Consider the following 24,096-nt stretch of genomic DNA (forward strand, 5'->3'; position numbering starts at 1 on the left):
TGATCTTCGATCACGGCACCGGCCTTTGCTCTCCCTCCTCCCGTATTTGAAAGGTTCGCATGCCTACCGCCTCGCTGTCCGACGCCGCACAGCCATCTGCCCGGATCACCGTGATCGGTGCCGGCGTCATCGGCCTGTCCACCGCCCATGAACTAGCTTCCGCCGGACACCAGGTCACCGTCATCCACGACCAGGATCCGCTGGAGACCGTCTCTGCGGTCGCCGCCGCGATCTGGTTCCCCTACCACTCCGAGAACTCTCAAGCCGCCGATCTGCTGCTGCGCCGGTCCCTGGCTCGCTTTGAACAGCTCGCGGAGAATCCGGAGACCGGTGTGGACCTGCGTTACGGCCTGAACTTGGAAGGCTCGGCCGACGAAGACCGCTCCTGGGCACAAATCGTCACCAACGCCACCGAGGCCCCGTCAGCCGATCTTCCGCAGATCGCGGCAGCCGGCATGTACGCCACCGTCCCGGTCATCACCATGTCCACCTACCTGTCCTGGCTGCACGCCCAGGTCCAGGTCCAAGGCGTGCAGTTCATCAAGCGCAACCTCCAGTCCCTGAATGACCTGGAGGGCGAAGCAGATCTCGTGGTACTGGCTACTGGCCTGCGCGGGGCGGAACTGACCGGGGATGATCAGAGCGTCTACCCCATCCGTGGCCAAGTGATCCGTCTGGCCAACTCCCCGGGCCTGGCTAACTGGCTGTGCTACGACGAGCATCCGCACGGAGTTTCCTACATCATTCCGCGCCGAACTGACATCATCGTTGGCGGAACCGACGTAGCCAACGACTACAACCTAGAAGTTGACGCGCAAACGGCCGAGGACATGCTCAGCCGTGCCACCGGGCTGGTCCCCCAACTGGCCGGCTGCGAAGTCCTGGAACACAAGGTGGGGCTGCGCCCTGCACGCGAGACGATCCGCCTGGAGCGCATCGACGGCCACGCAATGCCTGTCATTGCCGCTTATGGCCACGGTGGAGCCGGAGTCACCTTGTCCTGGGGCACCGCGCAACGCGTGGTCGAGCTGCTCCAAAGCTAGAATTCCCAACTGCTAACCGGTGGCCTCGCATTCCTGCACGGCTGCCGGTCTGCATATCCGAGGCATCGGCTAGCATTGCTCGGATCGGCTTGAGCGGTAGCAGGATTTCGTACCGCGCCCAAGTGGCGCGAATCACCATTGACAGCCTCAAAACCGGGCGTAGTATTTCATTCGTACTACTCGTCCCACGGTTTCGCGAGACGATATTCCGAGCATTGCGATCCCATGATTCTTCACCCTTTCCGGCGCTCTGCGAAAGCGCAGCACAACGTTCTGGCTAGGCCAGCGCGCGCAGTAGCCTTCGCATTTGCCGGAGCAATCCTCGTGGGCGGTCTGCTCCTGTCTTCCCCTGCCGCCAACACCCAAGGCACCTTCACTCCCCTGGTAGACGGGATCTTCACCGCTACTTCGGCCATTTGCGTCACTGGCCTGACGGTGCTGGACACGGCAACCCACTACACCCTCTTCGGCAAAATCGTCATTCTAGTGCTGATCCAGGCTGGCGGCTTGGGCCTGATGCTGATTGCCTCGTTGCTGAGCATGCTGGTCATGGGTCGAATCGGCTACCTGACCCGGCTTTCCACCCAACGCGAGAGTTCGGCTGTTTCCGGCGCGGATGTGCGCACAGCAGCATTGATGATCCTGAAATTATCGCTGGCAATCGAATCCATGGTGGCCATCATCCTGACCGTTCGCTTCTGGCTGGCCTACGACCATGAACCGATCCGAGCGATCTGGCATGGGGTGTTCCATGCGGTCTCGGCCTTCAATAACGCAGGATTCGCCCTGTATTCGAACAACCTGATGGATTTCGTTGCAGACCCATGGCTATGCATTCCCATCAGCGGGGCCATCATTCTGGGTGGACTGGGATTCCCTGTGCTTCTCCAGCTGCGGCATCATTGGCGCCATTCGCTGAAGTGGTCCATGAACACCCGTCTGGTCCTGCTCATGACAGCATTGCTGCTCATCATGGGCACCGTGTTCATCACTGCCATGGAATGGAACAATCCACGTACACTGGGAAACCTTGAACCGGGACAGCGGATCCTGGCCGGATTCTTCCACTCGGTGCAGACGCGTACTGCGGGCTTCAATTCCATCGATATCGGCGCGATGCATTCCGCCTCATGGCTTGGCATGGACGTGCTGATGTTCATCGGCGGCGGGCCAGCGGGCACCGCCGGCGGAATCAAGATCACCACAGCGGCGGTCCTGCTATTCATCATGCTGACCGAACTGCGTGGCGAGACGGCCGTGAATATCCTCGGCAAGCGGTTGTCCCGCTCGGTGCACCGCCAAGCCATCACCGTCGCCTTGCTGGGTGTCGGGGCGGTATTCTTGGGCACGATGGGACTGTTGCTGCTCACCGATTATTCCCTGGATCGTTGCCTCTTCGAGGCCACTTCCGCCTTTGGCACTGTTGGGCTGTCCACCGGGATCACTCCGGAACTGCCGGACCCTGCCAAAGCCATCCTCATCGCATTAATGTATCTCGGCCGTGTCGGCGTCCTCTCGCTGGGTTCCGCACTGGCCTTGCGCGATCGAAAAGCACTCTACGAACTCCCGAAGGAAAGGCCGGCCATTGGCTAAGCTGTTTAATTTTCGAAATGGTGCCAATGGGCTGTCGAAAGCCGATTCAGTGGCGGTGATCGGCCTCGGACGCTTTGGCCAATCCCTAGCCTTGGAACTGATGCAATCCGGCACCCACGTTCTGGGCATTGATGTGCATGAGAACAATGTCCAGTCCATGAATGGGCAGCTGACGCACGTGGTACGAGCCGATGCTTCAAGCCGCGAGACCCTCGAACAGCTCTCAATCCAAGAATTCCACCACGTGGTGGTCGCCGTAGGCAGCCACTTGCAGTCATCCATCTTGTGCTGCTCCCTATTGATGAGCATGGGGATCCCGGAAATCTGGGCCAAGGCCCAAGATGACCGGCACGGACTCATCCTGGAACAGCTGGGAATCCACCATATCGTTTACCCGGAAAAAGACATGGGCAAGCGGGTTGCACACCTGGTGCGCGGTTCCCTGATGGACTACCTGGAGGTCGATCCCGGGTATGCCATGGTGAAAATGACCGCACCTTCGGTTTTGCATGGGATCAAGCTCAGTGATGCCGCAGTTCGCAATAAATACCGGGTGACCATTGCGGCCACCGCTAACGCCGCCGGTGAATGGAAGAACACGGATGGGAATACCGTATTGCAGACCGGCGACCGCATCCTGGTCCTCGGTTCAATCGCCGATACGGAAAAATTCGCGCAGCTCACCTAGGGTCCAGTCGGCCTTCACAAGTGCGGTTAGCGCAACAGGCGCCTTCCCGAAGGAAGACGCCTGTTGCATGCTTGGTAAGAACTATTGCCTAGCCTTCAGCACTGAATCTCAGAACCAGGGCGAGACCGATGATCACGGCACCCCAGACCAGACCAAGAATAATGGTGATGCGGTTCAGGTTGCGTTCGGCAACTCCCGACGATCCCATTGAGCTGGTCATGCCGCCGCCGAACATGTCGGACATACCGCCACCACGGCCCTTATGCAAAAGGATCAAAAGGGTGAGCAGGACGCTGGTAATGCCCAGCAATACCTGCAAAATGATCTTGATAATATCCAAGTCGACGGTTCCTTAGTTAGATTCAGTCGGTGACGAGATGATGCTCGAACCTGACAATATTAGCAAATTCTTCAGCGTCTAGGCTGGCACCGCCAACCAACACGCCATCAACATCGCGTTCACGCATGATCGATGCGGCGTTTGCTGCCTTAACACTACCGCCATAGAGCAGTTGGGTCTTCTCAGCAATCTCCGTACCGAAGCGTTCAGCAAGCGCACCGCGAATGGCGGCGCACATTTCCTGGGCGTCAGCTGGTCCTGCAACTTCACCGGTGCCGATGGCCCACACTGGTTCGTAAGCGATGACCAGGTTTTCGGCCTGCTCAGCGGATACGCCTTCCAGCGACTGTGCCAACTGCTCCAAGGTGAATGCAACATGCTCGCCAGCCTTGCGCACGTCCAGGCCTTCTCCGACGCAAAGCATCGGGGTCAGCTCGTGGCGGTAAGCGGCTGCCAGCTTCGCGGCAATCACCTGGTTGGTTTCGTTGTGGTACTCGCGCCGCTCGGAGTGGCCAACGAGTACGTAGCTGCAACCGAGCTTCTTGAGGAACTGACCGGAAATTTCGCCGGTGTACGCACCTGAATCCTGTGCGGACAGGTCCTGGGCACCGTAAACGATATCCAGCTTGTCACCCAAGGTCAGGGTCTGCACGCCACGGATGTCGGTGAAGGGAGGGAACACTGCAACCTCGGCACGATCGTAATCATGCTCGTGGTCTTTCAGGGTCCACGCCAGCTTCTGCACCAGGGTGATGCCCTGGACGTGGTCCATGTTCATCTTCCAGTTGCCGGCAATCAGCGGCTGGCGCACGTAGGCGCCGTTCTGCGAAATGGTCATTATTTAGCCTTCCAATGCGGCAACACCCGGCAGGGTCTTGCCTTCGAGGTACTCCAGCGAAGCACCGCCACCGGTGGAGATATGGCCGAAGTCATCCTCCGAGAAGCCCAGTGCGCGTACGGCTGCAGCGGAGTCGCCGCCGCCTACAACGCTGAACGCTTCCGAGTCCGCCAGAGCCTGCGCGACGGTACGGGTACCCTCGGCGAAAGCTGGGATCTCGAAGACGCCCATTGGGCCGTTCCAGAACACGGTGTTTGCGCTGGTGATGTAGCTTGCGAACAGTTCAGCGGACTTCGGACCGATGTCCAGGCCAAGGCCGTTGGAGCCAAAGCTGGCTTCTTCGATCTTGTCTGCGGCCAGCACCTCATGCTCAGCATCTGCACCGAACTTGCTTGCCACGACGACGTCGCTTGGCACGATGATGTCGCAACCGAGCTTCTCAGCGCGCTGCAGGTACTCCTGGCAGACAGCGATCTGGTCTTCTTCAAGCAGCGAGCCGCCAATGGCGTAGCCCTGGGCCTTGAGGAAGGTGAACGCCATGCCGCCGCCGATCAGAAGCTGATCGGCCTTGCCCAGCAGGTTGTCGATGACAGCGAGCTTGTCCGATACCTTCGAACCGCCAAGTACCACAACATATGGGCGCTTCGGGGCTTCGGTCAGGGTCTTGAGAACCTTAACCTCGGTAGCCACCAGGTCCCCCTGGTAGCTCGGCAGCAGGCCAGCAATGTCGTAAACCGAGGCATGCTTGCGGTGCACGGCGCCGAAAGCGTCGTTCACGTAAGCGCCATTCTCACCGGTCAGTGCAGCCAGTTCCTTGGCGAGCTCTTCTCGCTCGGCATCCACCTTGGAGGTTTCGCGAGCATCGAAGCGGACGTTTTCCAGAACCAGTACGGAGCCTTCAGCGAGGTTCGCCGCACCCTGGCGAGCGGAATCGCCCACCACGTCTTCGGCGGTAGTTACCTCGAAATCAGCGAGTTCGTTCAAGCGGTGAGCCGCTGGAGCGATGGAGTACTTGGCATCGACCTGGCCCTTGGGACGTCCCAAGTGGGCCATTACGATGACCTTTGCGCCGGCTTCAGCCAGCTTCGAGATGACTGGCAGCGAGGCACGCACGCGCCCGTCATCGGTCACAGTTGCACCGTCGAGCGGTACGTTCAGGTCACTACGGACCAGAACGTACCGTCCGCGGACACCGTCGTCAGCGATCAATTCGTCAATGGTGTGAGAAGACATGTCTCTAGGTTATCTACTAGAGGCTGGATCCCACGAATTCAACGAGGTCAACAAGTCGCGAGGAGTAGCCCCACTCGTTGTCGTACCACGCGACGACCTTGACGCTGTTGCCCATCACGGTGGTCAGACCGGAGTCGAAAACTGCCGAGTGCGGGTTGGTCACGATGTCCGAAGAGACCAGTGGATCGGTCGAGTACTCAAGGTATTCGCTCAAGGAACCTTCAGCAGCTGCCTTCTCGAATGCTGCGTTGATTTCTTCCACGGTTGCGGTGCGAGCCAGGTTGACGGTCAGGTCAGTGGCCGAACCGGTTGGAACTGGTACGCGCATAGCGTAACCGTGCAGTTTACCCTTGAGCTCTGGGAGCACCACGCCGATGGCCTTGGCGGCACCGGTGGAGGTCGGGATGACGTTCAGTGCTGCGGCGCGGGCACGGCGTGGGTCGCTGTGCGGTGCGTCCTGCAGGCGCTGGTCTGCGGTGTAAGCGTGGATGGTGGTCATCAGGCCATCAACAATGCCGAACTCTTCGTTCAGCACCTTGGCTACTGGAGCCAGGCAGTTGGTGGTGCATGATGCGTTCGAAATGATGGCGTGGTTTGCAGGATCGTACTTGTCCTGGTTGACGCCCATCACGATGGTGATGTCTTCGTTCTTGGCCGGAGCCGAGATGATGACCTTCTTGGCGCCAGCAGCAACGTGCTTCTTGGCGTCTTCTGCGTTGGTGAAGAATCCGGTCGACTCGATAACGACATCGACGTTCAACTCGCCCCATGGAAGGTTGGCTGGCTCGCGCTCAGACAGGACCTTGATACGGCGTTCTCCGACGACGATGGTATCGCCATCTACGGATACCGACTCGCCCACTGGGCCGAGAACGGAATCAAACTTCACCAGGTGAGCAAGCGAATCGATTGAACCAAGGTCATTGACGGCGACGATTTCAATGTCTGCCTTGTGGGCCAGAACTGCACGCAAGAAGTTGCGTCCGATACGACCGAAACCATTGATTCCAACACGGGTTGTCACGTGACTATCTCCTCTAAATGGGATGATGATGCCACGACCGCACACAAGCGGAAGTGGCCTTCTTTTAAGAGGACACTCCGTTGTGCCGTGATTGCGGATCCCAGCAAATGCTGGGATCCGCAACACACTTGAAACATACTACGCTAAATTAGCGCAGAATGTGAGCTGCCTTACCAGATAAGTCTTACTTACCTGGAACGATCAGCGATGCTGCACCCTTGCGGGCCGCTTCGAAACGAGCCTGGACATCTGCCCAGTTCACGATGTTCCAGAAGGCCTTGACGTAGTCAGCCTTCACGTTGACGTAGTCCAGGTAGAAGGCGTGCTCCCACATGTCCAGCATCAGCAGCGGGGTGGTTGCCACTGGGATGTTGCCCTGCTGATCGTAGAGCTGCTCGATGACCAGCTGGCCGCCCAGTGCGTCGTAAGCCAGAACTGCCCAGCCGGAGCCCTGCAGGCTCATGGCCGAAGCGGTGAAGTGGCCGCGGAAAGCGTCGAAGGAACCGAAGAAGTCGTCGATGGCTGCTGCCAACTCGCCCTCTGGCTTGTCGCCGCCTTCTGGGGACAGGTTGTTCCAGAAGATCGAGTGGTTGGTGTGGCCACCGAGGTGGAATGCCAGGTCCTTGGACAGCTTAGGGATGTTGCCGAATTCGCCCTTTTCGCGAGCTTCAGCCAACTGCTCCAGTGCCGAGTTTGCGCCAGCAACGTAGGTTGCGTGGTGCTTGGAGTGGTGCAGCTCCATGATGCGAGCCGAGATGTTCGGCTCCAGTGCGGCGTAGTCGTACTGCAGTTCTGGCAGTGAATAAACAGCCATGATTCTCCTCAATCTTTTCAATTGGTTGAATCTCCACGGGAGGGCTCCCGCGGGGACATTTTAGTGTTCCAGTTCTTCTCCTGGAACGCTGGACTCCGTACCTGGTATTCCCAGATCGCTGGCTTTCTTATCCGCCATAGCTAAAAGGCGGCGGATTCGACCAGCAATGGCGTCCTTGGTCATTGGAGGTTCGGCCATGCGGCCAAGCTCATCCAAGGAAGCTTGCTTGTGTTCCAGACGCAGCAGTCCTGCATAGCGCAGGTGCTCAGGAACTTCGTCGCCCAAGATGCTCAGCGCGCGTTCCACGCGAGCACCCGCAGCTACCGCTGCCTGCGCACTGCGGCGCAGATTAGCGTCGTCGAAGTTTGCCAAGCGGTTGGCAGTGGCACGCACTTCCTTGCGCATGCGCCGTTCTTCCCAGACCATGAGCGCATCGTGTGCGCCCATGCGGGTCAGCAGCTGGGCAATGGCATCGCCATCACGGATCACTACACGGTCTACACCGCGCACCTCGCGGGCCTTGACGGTCAGGCCAAGGCGGCGTGCTGCACCAACCAGCGCCAATGCGGCTTCTGGTCCTGGGCAAGTGATTTCCAAAGCGGAGCTGCGCCCTGGTTCGGTCAGCGATCCGTGGGAGAGGAACGCCCCGCGCCATACTGCTTCGGCGTCGGCGGTGGAACCGTTGACGATGACCGAAGGCAGGCCGCGCACTGGCCGTCCACGCTGGTCAAGCAGACCGGTTTGGCGTGCAAGTACTTCGCCGTCTTTGGAAACACGCACAATGTAGCGGCTGCCCTTGCGAATGCCCGAGCCGGAAACCATGACGATCTCAGCGTCGTGGCCGTAGAGCTCGCCGATCGCAATCTTCAACCGCCGGGCAGTGGCTGCCAGGTCAACTTCAGCTTCGATGACAATTCGCCCGGAGACAATGTGCAGTCCGCCGCTGAAGCGGAGCATGGTCGAAACCTCAGCCTTGCGGACCGATGGCTTGCGAATCTCTACCCGCGACAGCTCGTCTTTGACGGAAGCCGTCAATGCCATGAATCAAACTCCCTTACTTGGATCTTCCTAAGACCCGATCGCGGTAAACACCTCGTGATAGGCCGCCGCTAGTCGCAACGGGTCGTGCACGGCACGACCGTCAGATACTCCTACTGTACTAAAAAAGACACGCGCTCCGAGTTTTTGCGCTGCCAGCTCAAATCGCTCCTTGTTACGAATCTTCGATTCGTCGGCGATAATTGCATCGAATTTGACCTCCGGCGCATAGCGCACCAGGACTTCCAAGTGGGCTGCGGCATCCATCCCGGAAGTCTCTGCAGTCTCGAATGCCAGATTCATCGTCAGCAGCTTCTTGGCCGTGGTCGAGGACAGCGCTTGGCGCATATCGGGCAACAGCAGATGCGGAAGCACCGAGGTGTACCAAGAGCCAGGTCCCAGGATCACCCAGTCGGCCAGGTCGATGGATTCCAACGCTTCGGAGCAAGCCGGCGCATCGGCTGGTTCCAGGTAGACCTGGGTGACCAGACCGCCAGAACCGGCACGAGCCAGCTTCGCCTGCCCATCGATCCGGCGGCGGATCAACGTATCGTTCACCGGGTCGGTTTCAAGCACTTCGCCGTGGATAGACAGTGGAGTCGTGCTCATCGGCAACACCTGCCCGCGGGCGCCAAGCAGCGCTCCGGCCCAGCGCAGTCCGGCTACCGGATTATCCAGCAGCTCCCACAGCGCCAGAATCAGAAGGTTGCCGACGGCATGTCCATTGAGCGGTTCTTCAACGTTCTCGGTCGATTCGAAGCGGTATTGCATGACATCGCGCCAGGTACGGCCCCAGTCATTGTCGTCGCATAGCGCCGCCAAGGCCATGCGCAAGTCACCCGGTGGCAGGACATCGAAAGATCCGCGCAGGCGCCCAGAGCTGCCGCCGTCATCAGCCACCGTCACGATAGCTGTCAGGTCGGTGGTCAGCCGTCGCAGCGCAGAGAGCGAAGAGGACAGCCCGTGTCCCCCGCCGAGCGCAACAACTGAGGGGTTGCGATAATCGTCACTTCGAGTCAGCCCCTGAATTGGGATCGGACCTGTAGCAAAGGCCATGGTTCTTATTCACGCCCCAGATCTCGGTGGCTGATGTTGACCCTGACGTTCGGGAACTGTGCCAGTCGTCGTCCCAACTCAATGGTGGTCGCTACCGATCGGTGCTTGCCGCCGGTGCAGCCCACGGCAATGGTTGCGTAGTGCTTATTTTCGCGACGGTAGCCTTCAAAGACCGGCTCCAGTGCCTTGAGGTAGTTCTCGATGAACTCGCTGGTGCCTTCTTGGCTGAGCACATAGTCCGAAACTTCCTTGTCCTTACCGGTCTGCGGGCGCAGTTCCGGGACCCAGTGCGGGTTGGGAATGAAGCGGACATCTGCCACGTAATTGGCATCTGCGGGCAGTCCGTACTTGAATCCGAAGCTCATCACGTTTATGCGCAGGATGATCGGACCTGATTCGCTGAACAGCTCATTGACCGAACGGGCCAGGTCATGGACCGACATGCTGGTGGAGTCCAAGATGATTTCGGCAGCTTCACGCAATTGATCGGTAATTCCGCGTTCGCGCTTGATGCCGTCGACGATTCGGCCATCGCCCTGCAGCGGATGAGGACGGCGCCCCTGCTCGAAACGGCGGATCAGCACCTCGTCGCTGGCATCAAGGTACACCAAGCGGAACTTCACGCCGCTGGCAGTCAGATTTGCCAGCGCATCACGAATCTCCGGGAACATCTCCTTGGAGCGCACGTCCATCACGACGGCCATCTTCGGGATGGAACCCTGCGAACGGCTCATCATCTCCGTCAACGGTCCAAGCATGGCCGGTGGAAGGTTCTCCACTACGTACCAGCCCTGGTCTTCCAGAGCATGCGCGACTGTGGTGCGACCGGCACCTGACATGCCAGTTACGATCACCAGTTCGGACTCAGGGGGCTTTACTGCTTCATACTCAGCGGTCATATCACAAGGCTAGTCGACAATTTCGCCAGTAGTCATATTCACACCCGAAAGTGAAGAATCTTCTAGGGAGTCTTTGATGGAAGTCGCAAGTTTCTCACCGACTCCAGGCACATCCATCAGTTCTTCCACGCTCGCGGCCCGGATCTTCTTCATCGATCCAAAATGCTTGCGCAACGCAGCCTGCTTGGATTTGCCCAGCCCCGGGATTGCGTCCAGGTCCGAGGAAATCATCGACTTGGCACGCTTGGCACGGTGGAACGTGATCGCGAAACGGTGCGCTTCATCGCGCAGACGCTGGACCAAATACAGAGCAGCCGAGGCACGCGGCAAAATCACCGGGAACGGATCATCTGGCAGCCACAGCTCTTCCAGGCGCTTGGCCAGGCCGACCACGGGAATGTCATCGATACCCAAATCGTCCATGGCCTTTTGCGCGGCGGCAACCTGCGGCGGTCCACCGTCAACGATGACCAAGGATGGCGGGTAGGAGAACTTCTTCTTTTCTTGCTCCCCCGACTCCCCGTCCACTTCCCCGGTCGCGAAGCTCGCAGGATCGACCTTTTCCTTCAGGTAGCGGCTGAATCGGCGATAAATCACGTCGTACATGCTGGCGGTATCATCGCGTGCAGCATCTCCGGTGATGGAGAACTTGCGGTACTCGCTCTTCTTGGGCAGCCCGTCTTCAAAGACGACCATGGAAGCAACCACATTGGTCCCCTGGGTATGGGAAGCGTCGTAGCATTCGATGCGCAGCAGCGCTTGTTCAGCACCCAAGGCGTCTTGCAGTTCCTGCATGGCCAGCGAGCGGGTGGTGATGTCTCCTGCACGCTTGGACTTGTGCAGGCGCAGCGCCTGCTCAGCATTCTCTTCCACCGTGGAAGCCAAGGCGGCTTTGTCACCACGTTGTGCTACCCGCAAGGAGACCTTGGAACCACGCAGCTCGGTGAGCCAGGTGGTGACATCTTCGATCTCCTCAGGCAACGCAGGAACCAGGATTTCCTTGGGAATGCGATCGGCATGATCGGCATACACCTGGGTGAGGAGCTGCTCGACAAATTCAGCTTCGGTGGTGTCGGCGACTTTTTCCACGACCCAGCCGCGCTGGGAGCGGATCCGGCCATCGCGCACATGGAAGACCTGAACGGCCGCTTCCAGCTCATCATCGTGGATGCCGAAGATATCCGCTTCGGTCCGGTCATCAAGCACCACGGCGTTGCGTTCAAAGACCTTCTTCAGCGCCGCAATGTCATCGCGATACCGGGCGGCCTTCTCGTATTCGAGCTCTGCCACGGCCTCTTGCATCTTGACGGTGAGCGCCTTGGTGAATTTGGTAGCTTCACCGCTCATGAAGGTGCACAGGTCATCGGCGAGCTGGCGATGGTCTTCTTCGCTGATCCGCCCCACGCAGGGAGCAGAGCATTTGTCGATGTAGCCCAGCAGGCACGGGCGGCCCGAGGCTTCGGCACGCTTGAAGACTCCGGGGGCGCAGCTGCGCACCGGGAACACGCGCAACAGGGTGTCCAGGGTTTCGCGGATGGCCTTGGCTGGATAGAACGGGCCGAAGTACTTCACGCCCTTGCGCTTGTCTCCGCGCATCACCAGTGCCCGCGGGTACTTCTCGTTGAGCGTGATAGCCAGGTACGGGTAGGTCTTGTCGTCGCGGAAGACGATGTTGAAGCGCGGGTTGTATTCCTTGATCCAGGAGTACTCCAGCTGCAGGGCTTCAAGCTCCGAGCCGACCACGGTCCACTCCACGCTGCCGGCGGTGAATACCATCGCCCGGGTTTTGGGCGTGAGCCGGTCAGGGTTGGCGAAGTAGGAGGTCAGGCGGTTACGCAGGACCTTCGCTTTGCCGACATAGATAACCCGGCCGTGCTCGTCGCGGAAACGGTACACGCCCGGTTTCGTGGGGATGTCCGAAGTTTTCGGACGGTAGCTCGCCGGATCAGCCATGGTCTATTTCGCGTCCGGCGGCAACTGGTTATAGGAGTCGACGCGTTCCTGGCCCGACAGCTCGGCGATCGCATCAACGATGCGGTCGGTGGCCTGGCGGCGCTGCGGCAGCGGGTGCTTGCGTCCGAGCTGGTCGAAATACAGCGGCTCTCCGTAGTGGATATGGAATTTGGCCGGGCGGAAGCCCTTGGAACCGGCAGGCTGCAGCTTCTCGGTACCGATCAGGCCCACCGGGACCACTGGGACGCCGGTGGTCAGCGCGAGCCAGCCCACTCCGGTGCGTCCGCGGTACAGCTTGCCGTCGCGCGAACGGGTGCCCTCGGGGTAAATGCCGATGCCGCTGCCGTTTTCAACGATTTCCACCAGCGAGTCAAGGGCTGCCACCGAGGCGGCCTGCTCACCGCGCTGCACCGGAATGGAGCCCACGGATTCGAAGAAGGTCTTCATCATCTTGCCCTTGAGGCCAGGAGTGGTGAAGTACTCGGCTTTGGCAAAGAACGCGACATCGCGCGGGGTCAGCGCCTGGATGATCAGCGAGTCGAAGAAGGACAGGTGGTTGGAGGCGACGATGAAGCCGCCCTCCTTGGGCACGTTCTCCAGCCCGGTGACTTCCGCACGGCACACGCCGTGGATGATGCCCCGAATCGACGAACGGGTCATGGTGTAGATGCTCATCTACTTTGCACCTTCCTGCATGAGGTTCTCGTCGAGGCCTAGTTTGGCCGCCACCTGCGTTCCGAGCAGGAGTACGGCTAGTTCTTTGGTGGTCGCTGCGATTGCGTCGGCTTGCTGCAGCTCTCCGTCTTGGGCGAAGCCCCAGGCAACGCCGATGGATGCCACCGAGTTCGCCCGTGCGGCATCCCAGTCATAGTGGCGGTCCCCCACCACGACGCTGGTTGCCGGATCCAGCTTGCCGTGCTGCAGCGCTTCGGCCACAATGTGCGTTTTGCTAGAGCCCATGGAGCCATGCTCGTCAGCGTTGCCGTGGATCGCATCCAAATGCGCATCCAGGCCCTTCCGGGCAATGAGCTGGCGAGCAATGTTGATCGGCTTGGCAGTGGTCACCGCGACATGGATCCCGGCTTCGCGCAGTGCGTCCAAAAGCGCCACGATGCCCGGATAGATCACCGACTGGCCCATGCCGACTTCGGCGTACCGTGCACGGTAGCCGGCGATAATCGAGTCGATATTCTCGTCGGTAACGCCGTCAAGCGTGCGCAGCCCAATTTGCAGGGGCGGACCCACCAGAGCTTCGACTCGTGCCTCGCCAGGATCGGCCAAACCGTGGGAGGTGACCGCGTGGCGGATACCCGAAGTTATGGCACCGGCAGGGTCCACGAGGGTCCCATCCAGATCGAAAAGCACACTTGTTACCGACATATTCACCTAGCCATCTTCCCATGAAGCGGACGCGGGTTAGCAATCCATAACTGAAATTGCATATGTCGAACATTCTCCGCGAGGCATTACAGGATCTCGGCGAGGAACTTTCCGGTGTGCGAATCGGCCACCTTGGCCACCTTCTCCGGGGTGCCGGTGGCCAAAATCGTGCCACCGCCCGAACCGCCTTCCGGACCCAGGTCGATCACCCAGTCCGCGGACTTGATCACATCGAGGTTGTGCTCAATGGTCAACACGGTGTTGCCCTTGTCCACCAGGCCCTGGAGTACCTTGAGCAGCTTGCGGATGTCCTCGAAGTGCAGGCCGGTGGTCGGCTCATCGAGCACGTAAATGGACCGGCCGTTGGAACGCTTCTGCAGTTCTGCGGCCAGCTTCACACGCTGGGCTTCGCCGCCAGACAGCGTCGTAGCAGGCTGTCCCAGGCGCACATAGCCCAAGCCGACATCCACCAGCGTGCGCAGGTGGCGGGCGATCGGGGTGAAGGCGCTGAAGAATTCGGCACCTTCGGCGATTGGCATGTTCAGCACGTCGGCGATGTTCTTGCCTTTGTAGAGCACCTGCAGGGTTTCGCGGTTGTAGCGTTCCCCATGGCAGACCTCGCACGGCACGTACACGTCGGGCAGGAAGTTCATCTCGATCTTCAGCGTGCCATCGCCCGAGCAGGACTCGCAGCGTCCGCCCTTGACGTTGAAGGAGAAGCGCCCCGGCTGGTAGCCGCGCAGCTTCGCTTCGTTGGTCTCCGCGAAGAGCTTGCGGATGTGGTCGAAAACACCGGTGTAGGTGGCCGGGTTGGAGCGCGGGGTACGGCCAATCGGCGACTGGTCCACGTGCACGACCTTGTCCAGGTGCTCCAGGCCCTGCACGCGGGTGTGGCGTCCGGGCACCTGCTTGGCCCCATTGAGCTTATTGGCCAGCACCTTGTACAGGATGTCGTTGACCAGGGTGGACTTGCCCGATCCGGACACGCCGGTCACCGCGGTCAGTACGCCCAGCGGGAAGTCCACGGAGATGTTCTGCAGGTTGTTCTCGTTCGCGCCGACCACCTTGAGCTTGCGGTCCTTGTCGACCTTGCGGCGCTTGTCCGGAATGTCGATCTGCTTGCGCCCCGAGAGGTAGTCGCCGGTCAGCGACTTGGTGTTCGCTTTCAAGCCTTCCAGCGAGCCGGAGTGCACGACTTCGCCGCCGTGTTCGCCGGCGCCCGGGCCGATGTCCACGATCCAGTCGGCTTCGGCAATGGTGTCTTCGTCGTGCTCCACCACGATCAGGGTGTTGCCCAGCGATCGCAGGTGCAGCAGGGTGTCGATCAGCCGGCGGTTATCGCGCTGGTGCAGGCCGATGGATGGCTCGTCGAGCACGTAGAGCACGCCGACCAGGCCGGAGCCGATCTGGGTGGCCAGGCGGATGCGCTGCGCTTCGCCGCCGGAAAGGGTGCCGGCAGCGCGTTCCAGGGTCAGGTATTCCAGGCCCACGTCGAGCAGGAACTTCATGCGCGCGTCGATTTCCTTGAGCACCTGCGCGGCGATCTTCGCTTCGCGCTCGGTGAGCTGGATGCTGGAAAGGAACTGCGCGGCACTGCGCAAATCCATGGCCGAGACTTCCGCGATGGAGCGTCCGCCGACGAGCACCGACAGCGATGCAGGGTTCAATCGGGCGCCGCCGCAGGTGGGGCATGGGATCTGGCGCATGTACTGCTCGTAGCGGTCGCGGGCATGGTCCGATTCGGTCTCTTCGTGCTTGCGGTGCACGTAGGAGATGACGCCTTCGAAGCCGGTGGAGTACTTGCGTTCGCGGCCGAAACGGTTCTTGTACTGCACGACGACCTTGTGGTCCTTGCCGTTCAGAATGGCTTCACGCGCCGGCGCTGGCAGATCCTGCCAGCGGGTGTCCATGGTGAACCCCAGGTCGTTGCCCAGGCCTTCGATCAGGCGGTTCCAGTATTCCGTGGTGGCCTTGCCCAGCGACCATGGGGCGATCGCGCCCTCGGCCAGGGTGACCTCGGGATCCGGGACGATCAGGTGCTCATCGACTTCCAGCTTGGTGCCGATGCCGGAGCAGGCCGAGCAGGCGCCGAAGGGGTTGTTGAAGGAGAAGGTGCGTGGTTCGATCTCGTCGATGGCCAGCGGGTGCTCATTGGGGCAGGCCAGGTTCTCGGAGAATGCGCGCACCCGCTTCGGGTCATCCTCGTCCAGGTCCACGAAGTCCGCCAGTACGCGGCCTTCGGCGATGCCCAGTGCGGTTTCGATGGAGTCGGTCAGGCGCTGGCGGGCATCCTCCTTGATCGCCAAACGGTCCACGACCACCTCGATGGTGTGCTTGACCTGCTTGGCCAGCTTCGGCGGATCGTTCAGCTGGATGGTGGCGCCATCGACGCGGGCGCGGGCGAAGCCCTTGGAGGAGAGCTCTGCGAACAGGTCCACGAACTCGCCCTTGCGTGAACGCACCACCGGGGCAAGGATCTGGAAGCGGGTCTTTTCGGGCAGCTCCATGAGCTGATCGACGATCTGCTGGGGAGTCTGCTTGGAGATCGGCTCGTTGCAGATGGGGCAATGCGGACGACCAACGCGTGCCCACAGCAGACGCATGTAGTCGTACACTTCGGTGATCGTGCCGACGGTCGAACGCGGGTTGCGGCTGGTCGACTTCTGGTCGATGGACACCGCAGGCGAGAGGCCTTCGATGAAGTCCACGTCGGGCTTGTCCACCTGGCCTAGGAACATGCGGGCGTAGGCAGAGAGCGACTCGACGTAGCGGCGCTGGCCTTCGGCGAAGATCGTGTCGAAGGCAAGCGAAGACTTGCCCGAACCGGACAGGCCGGTAAAAACGATCATTGCGTCACGTGGAAGATCAATGTCCACGTTCTTCAGGTTGTGCTCGCGGGCACCTTTGACGACCAAGCGAGTCAGATCAGTTGTTTTGCTCTCTGATGAAATAGCCACGAAGCCATACTAATCGAAAACTACTTCGAATACGTGTGCGAATGGATGCAACTCACAGATAATTTTCCTTTCGGCTGCCCGCCGCATGCGCGAAGGCCTTTCTTAGCGTGTGCGCCGCCGTTCCATCCGGCGGGATCCCTAGCGCGGCAGCGAGCTGAAAGCCGCGCGCAGGTACTTGACCGCGGTGGCTTCATCTACCGACCAGGTCTGGGCAATGCGGGCCAGATCCGCAGCGGCATCGCTGACTTCCTGCTCGGCACGGTTCTCGGCCGCCTGCACGGTGGTGCCATGCCGTCCGCGGGTCACGACCGCACCTTGCAGCTCAAGTTCCTTATAGACCTTGGCCACGGTGTTGACAGCGAGGTTGAGGTTACCGGCGAGCGCACGGACCGAGGGCAGCTTAGTTCCAGGAGCCAGCTTGCCCTTGGCGATCGCCGCGAGGATCTGCTCGCGGACCTGCTGGTAGGGGGCGATGCCCGAAGTCGGTTCGATCTTGATGAATGCCAGTTCAGTCATCCTGCTGTCCAATCGGTAGATTGCATTCGGTCCTGAACCGAGCCTATCGCGTCAGCAGGGTGCTTCGTCGTACGCTGGGTGCATGAACGAACTATTACTAGATGATGTGGCCATCCGCCGGGTTTCGGTCTCCGACATGGCCAACAACGTGTATTTGGTGACCAATCGGAAGTCCGGAGAGCAGTTGCTGATCGATGCCGCCGATGACATGCCGGCCATTGAGCAGCTCATCGGCTCAGCGCTGGGCGATGCGGTCAATCCCCGTCTCATCGGCATCGCCACCACGCACCAGCATTGGGACCATGTGCGTGCCCTGGCCCAGGCTGTGGCCAAGTACCCGGTTCCCACTTATGCCGGTACGGATGACGTCGCGGGCATCGCCGAGGAATGCTCGGTGCGGATCAGCACTCCGCTGGCCCATGGCGATCAACTGCAGCTCAGGGATGTCGTGATCACCGCGATCCACCTGCGCGGGCACACCCCGGGTTCCATGGCCTACGCGCTGACTGATTCCTCCGGCCAGGAAGTCATCTTCAGCGGCGACAGCCTCTTCCCCGGAGGCGTTGGCAACACATGGAAGGATCCTGAGCGCTTCACTTCGCTGCTGGATGATGTCACCGAACGCATCTTCGAACAGTTCTCCGATGGGGCCAAGGTCCTCCCGGGCCATGGCGATTCCACCACGGTCGGCACCGAGCGTCCGCACCTTGGCGAATGGCGCGAACGCGGCTGGTAGGACCATCTGCCACGGCACTGCCCCTGGCTGGGAGTAATCCTCGGCCAGGGGCAGTGCTGTATGCGGTTCATTGATCAGCCGAGCTTGTGGCCGATCATGAAGATCCGGCGGAAGGGGAAGTTCGTCAGTACGGTGCCATCCTGTGCGGTGAAGGATGGGTAGTGTTCTGCCACCGCCACACGGTAGTCGTTCTCGAACTGCGCGTAGTCCGGGGCGCTGAGTGCAGCGCGGATCGGCAGCAAAGCGGTGCCGCGCACCCAGTTCAGGATCGGGTCTTCACCCACGAGCAGCTGCTGGTAGGTCGACTCCCACACGTTGGCCTGCACCCCGGCCTCCAGGAAGATCCGCTGGTATTCATCGGGCTCCCCCACCACATCGACATGGCGCAGCACTCCAGACAGCTGATCGGCCCACTTGGGACTGTCCGCTACTTGGCGCATCACCGCGTGCGAGGGCGAACCGAAGTTCCCCGGGATCTGGATCGCCACACTCGCACCGACCTTCAGTTCCTTGAGCCAACCGGCGAGCAACTGCCGGTGCCCGGGCACCCACTGCAGCATCGCATTGGAGAAGAGCAAGTCGGTGTCGGCATCCGGATGCCAAGTGGTCGCATCGGCGAGCGCAAAGTTCAGATTCGGCTCCTGAACGCTGGATTGCGCCTTGGCAATCATCTCGGCCGAGGAATCCAGGCCTTCCACCTGCGCATCAGGCCAGCGTTGTGCCAGCAAGCGGGTCATGTTTCCCGGCCCGCAGCCCAGATCAATGATCTTCGACGCATCGATCTGCCCTAGCTGCCCCAGCAAATCCGTGTATGGCCTGCCGCGGTAATCGGAGAATTCAGTGTATTTACTCGGATCCCATTTCATATTCCCGAGCCTAAACCCGAGGCGCAGGCAACAACCAGCTCCCAGTCATAGTTCTCAACCGATAGGCTAGGAACATCATGTTGCTCACCGATTATCTGCCAGCAGACAGCAAGAACGTATCCGACGACGAAATCTATGAGGCTTTCGGCCAGTGGGTCACCACCCGCGGCATCAACCTCTACCCCGCACAGGACGAGGCGTCGATGGCGCTGGCCGGCGGAAACAACGTCATCTTGGCCACCCCTACCGGTTCGGGCAAGTCGTTGGTCGCCATTGCCGCGCACTTCTATGCCATGGCCCGCGACCAGATCAGCTTCTACACCGCGCCCATCAAGGCGCTGGTCTCCGAGAAGTTCTTCGACTTGTGCAAGATCTTCGGCGCGGAGAACGTCGGCATGGTCACCGGCGACTCCTCGGTGAACGCCGATGCACCGATCATCTGCTGCACCGCCGAGATCCTGGCGAACATCGCCCTGCGCGAAGGCTCCAAGGCCGACGTGGGCTGCGTGATCATGGACGAATTCCACTTCTACGCCGACCCGCAGCGCGGCTGGGCCTGGCAGGTGCCGCTGATCGAGCTGCCGCAGGCGCAGTTCCTGCTGATGAGCGCCACCCTGGGCGATGTCACCCGCTTCGAGAAGGAACTTGAAGAGCGCACCGGCACCCCGACCGTCACCGTCGCGCACACCGAGCGCCCCATCCCGCTGCACTTCTACTACTCCATGGAGCCGGTGCAGGAAGCGGTGGAGGAACTGATCAAGACCAAGCAGGTGCCGATCTACATCGTGCATTTCTCCCAACTGGACGCGATCGACCGCGCCACCGGGCTGATGAGCGTGAACGTGGCCACCCGCGAGGAGAAGGAAAAGATCTCCGAAATGATCGGCGGCTTCCGCTTCGCCGCCGGTTTCGGCAAGACGCTGAACCGCCTGGTCCGCCACGGCATCGGCATCCACCACGCCGGCATGCTGCCCAAGTACCGGCGCCTGGTCGAGCAGCTGGCCCAGGCCGGTCTGCTCAAGGTCATCTGCGGCACCGACACCCTGGGCGTGGGCATCAACGTGCCGATCCGCACCGTGGTGATCACCGCGCTGTCCAAGTTCGACGGCACCCGCACCCGCATCGTCAACGCCCGCGAATTCCACCAGATCGCCGGCCGTGCCGGACGTGCCGGCTTTGATACTGCAGGTACCGTGCTGGTCCAGGCACCAGAACATGCCATCGAGAACCACAAGGCCATGGAAAAGGCTTTGAAGAAGCACGGCGAGGGCTCCTCCAAGCTCAAGCAGATCCCGAAGAAGAAGCCGCCGCAGAACTTCGTGACCTGGGGCGAGAAGACCTTCGAGAAGATTGTCGCCGCCGCCCCCGAGACGCTGAAGTCCTCCTTCCAGGTCTCGCACTCGATGCTGCTGAACCTGCTGGAGCGCGAAGACAACGCCTTCGAAGCCGCGATGCGCCTGCTCACCGAGAACCATGAGACTCCAGCCTCCCAGCGCAAGCTGAAGCGGCGTGCCCTGGGCATCCTGCGCGAATTGATCGCCACCGAGGTCGTGGTGCGCCGGGAGAGCCCGGATGAGTACGGCAACTACTATGAGCTGACCGTGCACCTGCAGCAGAACTTCGCATTGAACCAGCCGCTCTCCCCCTTCGCGCTGGCCGCCCTGGATCTGCTGGACCCGGATTCAGCCAGCTACGCGCTGGATGTCGTCTCGGTCATCGAAGCGACCTTGGAAAAGCCACGCCAGGTGCTTTCCGGCCAGGAGAAGAAGGCCCGCGGCGAGGCCATTGCCGCGATGAAGGCCGAAGGCATGGACTACAACGACCGGATGAACGCACTGGATGAAGTCACCTATGCGATGCCGCTGGCCGAGAAGCTGGAAAGCGCGTTCGAACAGTACCGTTCCGGTGCCCCGTGGCTTTCGGACTTCGAGCTGGCCCCGAAGTCCATCGTGCGCGACATGTACGAACGCGCCATGGGCTTCTCGGACTTCGTCCAGTACTACCAGCTGGCCCGCTCCGAAGGCGTGCTGCTGCGCTACCTCACCGACGCCTACAAGGCGCTGCGCCAGACCGTCCCGCAGGACGCATTGCGCGAGGATCTGGAAGACCTGATCGAGTGGCTGGGCGAAATGATCCGCCAAATCGACTCCTCGCTGCTCGATGAGTGGGAAGAGCTTTCGCGCGGCGAGCTGAACGAGGAAACCGAAACCGCGCCGCCTCCGGCACCGGAGAAGCTGACCAGCAATGTGCGGGCCTTCCGCGTGATGGTCCGCAACGAGATGTTCCGCCGCGTGAAGCTCTTCGCTGACGAGCAAGACAAGGCGCTGGGCGAACTCGATGAGCACAACGGATTCGACGCGGATGCCTGGGCCGATGCGATGGATGGCTACTTCGATGAGCACGATGACATCGATGACGGTCCGGTTGGACGCAGCTCCAAGCTGTTCATCGTCAAGGAACTGCCTAACCGCATCTGGGAAGTACGCCAGGTCTTCGCTGATCCTTCCGAGCACCACGACTGGGGTATTTCCGCGACCATCTCGCTGGATGACTCGGACGAGGTAGGCGAACCGGTGGTTACCGTGACCTCCGTGGGCCGTCTGGACTAGGCATGAAGGCGATCAGCTACGTCATCTTGCAACACCGCGATGAGGTTTTGCTGCAGCTGCGCCAAGGAACCGGCTACATGGACGGGTACTGGAGCACTGCGGCCGCCGGGCATGTTGAGCCCGGCGAAGCTGCCCAGGCCGCCGCCGTGCGTGAAGCCGGCGAAGAGCTGGGAATCCACATCGATTCGGCACAGCTTCAGCCGTTGTGCACGGTGCATCGTAACCAGCAAGCTGGCAGCTACGTGGATTTCTTCTTCCGCACCAGCCAGTGGGATGGTGTACCGAGACTTATGGAGCCGGAGCGAGCCGCGCAGCTGCGTTGGTTCCCGCTGGATTCCCTTCCGGATAACCTCGTTGAACAGGAAGATCTGGTACTTTCCAGGCTGGATTCCGACCTGCCGCCGATCCTTTCCATGGGATTCGGCACGGAAACGCCCCATCCCCAACGTCTGGACTAGTCGCACACGATGCCCGCAACATCCTGCCGGAAACCGGTAGCAATGTTGCGGGCATTGTCGTAGGGTGTGGCCATGAATGGATTCAAGCTGCGTCTGCTTGGAGCAGGCATATTGCTGCTGGTCCTGATAGGGCTGCTCAGCGGTTGGTCGGAACTCTTTGCTTCCGGCGCATGGGTCGCGACCGTTCTCCAACTCGGCCTGATATTCCTCGGCCTTGCCCTGATCTACCGCGGGGAAAACGCCGAGATGCCCGGGTCCGGCTAGCAACAGGTCTTAGCATTACCCCAATCGGGCTTCAAGCCACCCAACGCAGGCCGTTGCCTGCTTGGCGTGATAGCTGCGCAGGGTGGGCAGCCCCGGAACATCGGGCCTGCGCGCGGCATCAACATAGTAGGCAGCCAAACCAGCCAGCGCTCCAGTCAGAGCATCGGAGCTCGCCGAGGCGAAGCTCCGGTGGGATGATGCAATGGCGTCCGCATCCAGTGCCGGATCGAAAATCCTGGCCTCAACCAGCACCGTCAACGCGTCATACCACGCGGCTCCACGCGAAGCCCACGGCCAGTCGACCAGAAGCACGCCCCCATCTTCGCCCAGCAAGATGTTGTCCGAGCGCAGATCGGTATGCACCAGCTGGTTTCCGGCCAGCGCCCCAATTCCTTCGATGGCCAGTTCATGGAGTGCTTCCAGGCTTTGCGCCAACCAAGGGTCTGCAGGAATCCATTCATCAGCCATGATCCGAGCAAAACCGCTGGCGTCCTCGCGCAGATCTACTTCGAGGGCAGGAAGCAAGCTGGTGATTCCAGCTGGCTGCTGATCCGCCAGCTGCGCGAGCGTGTCCAGCACTCGGATAAGCTCGTCGGCACCCCAGGGAAGCTGCGGGTTAACCCCTGGCGCTTGGTCGAAAATCAACGCCTCCCAGTCATCCCAGCGAATCCGTCCCAGGAATTTCGGAACCGGCATCGAAGCCGGGAGCATCGCTGCGATCTCCGCCTCTCGCGCATGCAGGGCGGCGCCCGGGCCATTCAGCCCGTGGCTGACAGCTTTGGCGAACACCTTCTGCCCTGCGGCGGTGAGCAGCCGGTCGGCGCTGCCCGCAGAGAACCCGCCGTATTGGCTATGCGCCGTGATGACTTGCGATCCCAGGTGCGATTCAATCAGTTCGCGCAGTTCGGCAGGAAGATCTGGCCAGCTGATGCGCTGGGTGTAGTGGATCACCATGGTTTGGATCATGCCATGGCCTTAGGCCATCTCCCAAAAATGTTCTGGCGTGCCTGCGGGCAGCTAGGCGACGATTAGCGCGATGCCCACATAGGTGGTCAGTCCCGTGGCCAGCAGCCATTCGGAGGTGGAGCCGGTTTCGCCCAGAATCGGCAGCGCCACCCGGCCGTTGGACTTCCAGCAGCCGCCGATGACCGGCATCCGGCGGAACCAGCGCGGGGAGCCGATCTTGATCGGCCACAGCAGATTGCAGCCTCCGATGGTCAGCATGTCGCCCAGCACGTGCACGATCGCACCGACCGAAACGGCCATGAGGAACCAGAGGTTCTGCTCGGGCGCATTCATCCCCACGAAGGTGCCGGCGGCCAGGGCGATAATCCAGCACAAGAGCGGCGGCATGAACTTCATGGTCTTCACCGCGAAGGAGATCAGCAGGATCGCGAACAGCGCCGCCGCCGGATAAACCGTCCCCAGGGCCGCGGTTTGCACATCCCAGCCGTTGGCCAGCCAGGCCAGGAAGATGAAGAAGGCGATGCCGATCAGCGAATGGGTGCCATTGCGGTGCCCGCCGGAAGCCGAACCGATGATCCGGGTGAAGATGCTGGAAATTGGCGGCAGTGAACGGGCGATCGTGGCCGAATGGTGATCGGCGTCGGGCAGCAGGGCGGCACCTGCGCACACGATCGCTCCGGCCAGGGTTTCCCAGCGGTCCATTTGGAAGGTGCCCAGCCCCAGGTTCACCGATCCCACGGTGACCGGAGTCGTTATTGCCAACCATGCGGCTGCGCCGCTCACCGCGTGGTGTCCACCCATCATGCATTCAACCTTAGGTCTGGT

The 24,096-nt window shown here is 60.9% G+C and carries 23 protein-coding genes; 7 read left to right on the forward strand and 16 right to left on the reverse strand.

Annotated elements, in window-relative coordinates; translation table 11 throughout:
- The first annotated feature begins 59 nt into the window (after window positions 1-59).
- The 3 genes from AB4Y71_RS11560 (at window position 60) to AB4Y71_RS11570 (ending at window position 3,324) form a co-directional block, all read left to right on the forward strand.
- Window positions 60-1,043: an NAD(P)/FAD-dependent oxidoreductase gene (locus tag AB4Y71_RS11560; RefSeq protein WP_441720494.1), complete on the forward strand. Its 984-nt coding sequence runs from the start codon at window positions 60-62 to the stop codon at window positions 1,041-1,043.
- A gap of 225 nt (window positions 1,044-1,268) precedes the next feature.
- Window positions 1,269-2,636 carry a TrkH family potassium uptake protein gene (locus tag AB4Y71_RS11565; RefSeq protein ID WP_441720496.1) on the forward strand — a complete coding sequence of 456 codons (1,368 nt, stop codon included), beginning with the start codon at window positions 1,269-1,271 and terminating at the stop codon, window positions 2,634-2,636.
- A complete protein-coding gene (locus AB4Y71_RS11570; RefSeq protein WP_441720498.1) occupies window positions 2,629-3,324 on the forward strand; it encodes a potassium channel family protein in 696 nt (231 codons plus the stop codon). The genes AB4Y71_RS11565 and AB4Y71_RS11570 overlap by 8 nt, the downstream gene beginning before the upstream one ends.
- Window positions 3,325-3,412: 88 nt before the next feature.
- Here AB4Y71_RS11570 and secG read toward each other — a convergent pair whose 3' ends face one another.
- From secG to AB4Y71_RS11635, 13 genes are all read right to left on the reverse strand, one after another.
- Window positions 3,413-3,664, reverse strand: coding sequence for a preprotein translocase subunit SecG (gene secG, locus AB4Y71_RS11575; RefSeq protein ID WP_102597522.1), 252 nt, complete (start codon window positions 3,662-3,664; stop codon window positions 3,413-3,415).
- Between the two features lie 22 nt (window positions 3,665-3,686).
- Window positions 3,687-4,502, reverse strand: a complete 816-nt coding sequence (gene tpiA, locus AB4Y71_RS11580) for a triose-phosphate isomerase (protein WP_134779992.1) — start codon at window positions 4,500-4,502, stop codon at window positions 3,687-3,689.
- Window positions 4,503-4,505: 3 nt separating this feature from the next.
- Window positions 4,506-5,735, reverse strand: a complete 1,230-nt coding sequence (locus AB4Y71_RS11585; RefSeq protein WP_441720500.1) for a phosphoglycerate kinase — start codon at window positions 5,733-5,735, stop codon at window positions 4,506-4,508.
- Between the two features lie 16 nt (window positions 5,736-5,751).
- Window positions 5,752-6,759: a type I glyceraldehyde-3-phosphate dehydrogenase gene (gap, locus tag AB4Y71_RS11590; protein ID WP_013349247.1), complete on the reverse strand. Its 1,008-nt coding sequence runs from the start codon at window positions 6,757-6,759 to the stop codon at window positions 5,752-5,754.
- Between the two features lie 184 nt (window positions 6,760-6,943).
- Window positions 6,944-7,573 (reverse strand): superoxide dismutase, encoded by a 630-nt coding sequence (locus AB4Y71_RS11595; protein WP_013349248.1) that lies wholly within the window; start codon window positions 7,571-7,573, stop codon window positions 6,944-6,946.
- Between the two features lie 60 nt (window positions 7,574-7,633).
- A complete protein-coding gene (whiA, locus tag AB4Y71_RS11600) occupies window positions 7,634-8,614 on the reverse strand; it encodes a DNA-binding protein WhiA (protein WP_134779990.1) in 981 nt (326 codons plus the stop codon).
- Between the two features lie 27 nt (window positions 8,615-8,641).
- Complete coding sequence (locus AB4Y71_RS11605; RefSeq protein WP_102597517.1) at window positions 8,642-9,667, reverse strand: gluconeogenesis factor YvcK family protein; 1,026 nt, start codon at window positions 9,665-9,667, stop codon at window positions 8,642-8,644.
- A gap of 5 nt (window positions 9,668-9,672) precedes the next feature.
- On the reverse strand, window positions 9,673-10,566 hold the full coding sequence (gene rapZ / locus AB4Y71_RS11610) for an RNase adapter RapZ (protein WP_013349251.1): 894 nt from the start codon (window positions 10,564-10,566) through the stop codon (window positions 9,673-9,675).
- Window positions 10,567-10,575: 9 nt separating this feature from the next.
- On the reverse strand, window positions 10,576-12,519 hold the full coding sequence (uvrC, locus tag AB4Y71_RS11615; protein WP_441720502.1) for an excinuclease ABC subunit UvrC: 1,944 nt from the start codon (window positions 12,517-12,519) through the stop codon (window positions 10,576-10,578).
- Window positions 12,520-12,522: 3 nt separating this feature from the next.
- Window positions 12,523-13,194 carry a lysophospholipid acyltransferase family protein gene (locus tag AB4Y71_RS11620; RefSeq protein WP_013349253.1) on the reverse strand — a complete coding sequence of 224 codons (672 nt, stop codon included), beginning with the start codon at window positions 13,192-13,194 and terminating at the stop codon, window positions 12,523-12,525.
- On the reverse strand, window positions 13,195-13,899 hold the full coding sequence (locus AB4Y71_RS11625; RefSeq protein ID WP_223261485.1) for an HAD hydrolase-like protein: 705 nt from the start codon (window positions 13,897-13,899) through the stop codon (window positions 13,195-13,197).
- An 86-nt stretch (window positions 13,900-13,985) separates the two neighbouring features.
- The gene (uvrA, locus tag AB4Y71_RS11630; RefSeq protein ID WP_134779987.1) at window positions 13,986-16,856 is read right to left on the reverse strand and encodes an excinuclease ABC subunit UvrA; all 2,871 of its coding nucleotides are present in this window, start codon (window positions 16,854-16,856) and stop codon (window positions 13,986-13,988) included.
- Window positions 16,857-16,994: 138 nt separating this feature from the next.
- Window positions 16,995-17,372, reverse strand: coding sequence for a GntR family transcriptional regulator (locus AB4Y71_RS11635; RefSeq protein WP_441720504.1), 378 nt, complete (start codon window positions 17,370-17,372; stop codon window positions 16,995-16,997).
- Between the two features lie 82 nt (window positions 17,373-17,454).
- Between AB4Y71_RS11635 and AB4Y71_RS11640 the strand changes: the two genes are divergently transcribed.
- A complete protein-coding gene (locus AB4Y71_RS11640) occupies window positions 17,455-18,108 on the forward strand; it encodes an MBL fold metallo-hydrolase (RefSeq protein ID WP_441720505.1) in 654 nt (217 codons plus the stop codon).
- 74 nt (window positions 18,109-18,182) lie between these two features.
- Here the strand turns inward: AB4Y71_RS11640 and AB4Y71_RS11645 are convergent, their stop codons facing one another.
- Complete coding sequence (locus AB4Y71_RS11645; RefSeq protein WP_441720507.1) at window positions 18,183-18,974, reverse strand: methyltransferase domain-containing protein; 792 nt, start codon at window positions 18,972-18,974, stop codon at window positions 18,183-18,185.
- Between the two features lie 77 nt (window positions 18,975-19,051).
- Here AB4Y71_RS11645 and AB4Y71_RS11650 point away from each other — a divergent pair, with 77 nt between their 5' ends.
- From AB4Y71_RS11650 to AB4Y71_RS11660, 3 genes are all read left to right on the forward strand, one after another.
- Window positions 19,052-21,583 (forward strand): DEAD/DEAH box helicase, encoded by a 2,532-nt coding sequence (locus tag AB4Y71_RS11650; protein ID WP_441720508.1) that lies wholly within the window; start codon window positions 19,052-19,054, stop codon window positions 21,581-21,583.
- Window positions 21,584-21,585: 2 nt separating this feature from the next.
- On the forward strand, window positions 21,586-22,041 hold the full coding sequence (locus AB4Y71_RS11655) for an NUDIX domain-containing protein (protein WP_441720510.1): 456 nt from the start codon (window positions 21,586-21,588) through the stop codon (window positions 22,039-22,041).
- Between the two features lie 72 nt (window positions 22,042-22,113).
- A complete protein-coding gene (locus AB4Y71_RS11660; protein WP_013349261.1) occupies window positions 22,114-22,305 on the forward strand; it encodes a hypothetical protein in 192 nt (63 codons plus the stop codon).
- Between the two features lie 15 nt (window positions 22,306-22,320).
- Here AB4Y71_RS11660 and AB4Y71_RS11665 read toward each other — a convergent pair whose 3' ends face one another.
- Window positions 22,321-23,271 carry a phosphotransferase gene (locus AB4Y71_RS11665; RefSeq protein WP_441720511.1) on the reverse strand — a complete coding sequence of 317 codons (951 nt, stop codon included), beginning with the start codon at window positions 23,269-23,271 and terminating at the stop codon, window positions 22,321-22,323.
- Between the two features lie 51 nt (window positions 23,272-23,322).
- On the reverse strand, window positions 23,323-24,075 hold the full coding sequence (locus tag AB4Y71_RS11670) for a metal-dependent hydrolase (protein WP_134779982.1): 753 nt from the start codon (window positions 24,073-24,075) through the stop codon (window positions 23,323-23,325).
- Between the last annotated feature and the right edge of the window lie 21 nt (window positions 24,076-24,096).

It is taken from the genome of Glutamicibacter sp. MCAF14, assembly GCF_052114325.1.
In the GTDB taxonomy this organism is placed as follows: domain Bacteria; phylum Actinomycetota; class Actinomycetes; order Actinomycetales; family Micrococcaceae; genus Glutamicibacter; species Glutamicibacter arilaitensis.

Bases quoted from the DNA above. Each gene is read 5' to 3' on its own strand.
- whiA (WP_134779990.1), bottom strand. From the start codon at position 8,614: ATGGCATTGACGGCTTCCGTCAAAGACGAGCTGTCGCGGGTAGAGATT.
- uvrC (WP_441720502.1), bottom strand. From the start codon at position 12,519: ATGGCTGATCCGGCGAGCTACCGTCCGAAAACTTCGGACATCCCCACG.
- tpiA (WP_134779992.1), bottom strand. From the start codon at position 4,502: ATGACCATTTCGCAGAACGGCGCCTACGTGCGCCAGCCGCTGATTGCC.
- AB4Y71_RS11620 (WP_013349253.1), bottom strand. From the start codon at position 13,194: ATGAGCATCTACACCATGACCCGTTCGTCGATTCGGGGCATCATCCAC.
- rapZ (WP_013349251.1), bottom strand. From the start codon at position 10,566: ATGACCGCTGAGTATGAAGCAGTAAAGCCCCCTGAGTCCGAACTGGTG.
- AB4Y71_RS11640 (WP_441720505.1), top strand. From the start codon at position 17,455: ATGAACGAACTATTACTAGATGATGTGGCCATCCGCCGGGTTTCGGTC.
- AB4Y71_RS11560 (WP_441720494.1), top strand. From the start codon at position 60: ATGCCTACCGCCTCGCTGTCCGACGCCGCACAGCCATCTGCCCGGATC.
- AB4Y71_RS11585 (WP_441720500.1), bottom strand. From the start codon at position 5,735: ATGTCTTCTCACACCATTGACGAATTGATCGCTGACGACGGTGTCCGC.
- AB4Y71_RS11565 (WP_441720496.1), top strand. From the start codon at position 1,269: ATGATTCTTCACCCTTTCCGGCGCTCTGCGAAAGCGCAGCACAACGTT.
- AB4Y71_RS11660 (WP_013349261.1), top strand. From the start codon at position 22,114: ATGAATGGATTCAAGCTGCGTCTGCTTGGAGCAGGCATATTGCTGCTG.
- AB4Y71_RS11595 (WP_013349248.1), bottom strand. From the start codon at position 7,573: ATGGCTGTTTATTCACTGCCAGAACTGCAGTACGACTACGCCGCACTG.
- AB4Y71_RS11605 (WP_102597517.1), bottom strand. From the start codon at position 9,667: ATGGCCTTTGCTACAGGTCCGATCCCAATTCAGGGGCTGACTCGAAGT.
- AB4Y71_RS11650 (WP_441720508.1), top strand. From the start codon at position 19,052: ATGTTGCTCACCGATTATCTGCCAGCAGACAGCAAGAACGTATCCGAC.
- AB4Y71_RS11665 (WP_441720511.1), bottom strand. From the start codon at position 23,271: ATGATCCAAACCATGGTGATCCACTACACCCAGCGCATCAGCTGGCCA.
- AB4Y71_RS11655 (WP_441720510.1), top strand. From the start codon at position 21,586: ATGAAGGCGATCAGCTACGTCATCTTGCAACACCGCGATGAGGTTTTG.
- AB4Y71_RS11670 (WP_134779982.1), bottom strand. From the start codon at position 24,075: ATGATGGGTGGACACCACGCGGTGAGCGGCGCAGCCGCATGGTTGGCA.
- AB4Y71_RS11645 (WP_441720507.1), bottom strand. From the start codon at position 18,974: ATGAAATGGGATCCGAGTAAATACACTGAATTCTCCGATTACCGCGGC.
- AB4Y71_RS11635 (WP_441720504.1), bottom strand. From the start codon at position 17,372: ATGACTGAACTGGCATTCATCAAGATCGAACCGACTTCGGGCATCGCC.
- AB4Y71_RS11625 (WP_223261485.1), bottom strand. From the start codon at position 13,899: ATGTCGGTAACAAGTGTGCTTTTCGATCTGGATGGGACCCTCGTGGAC.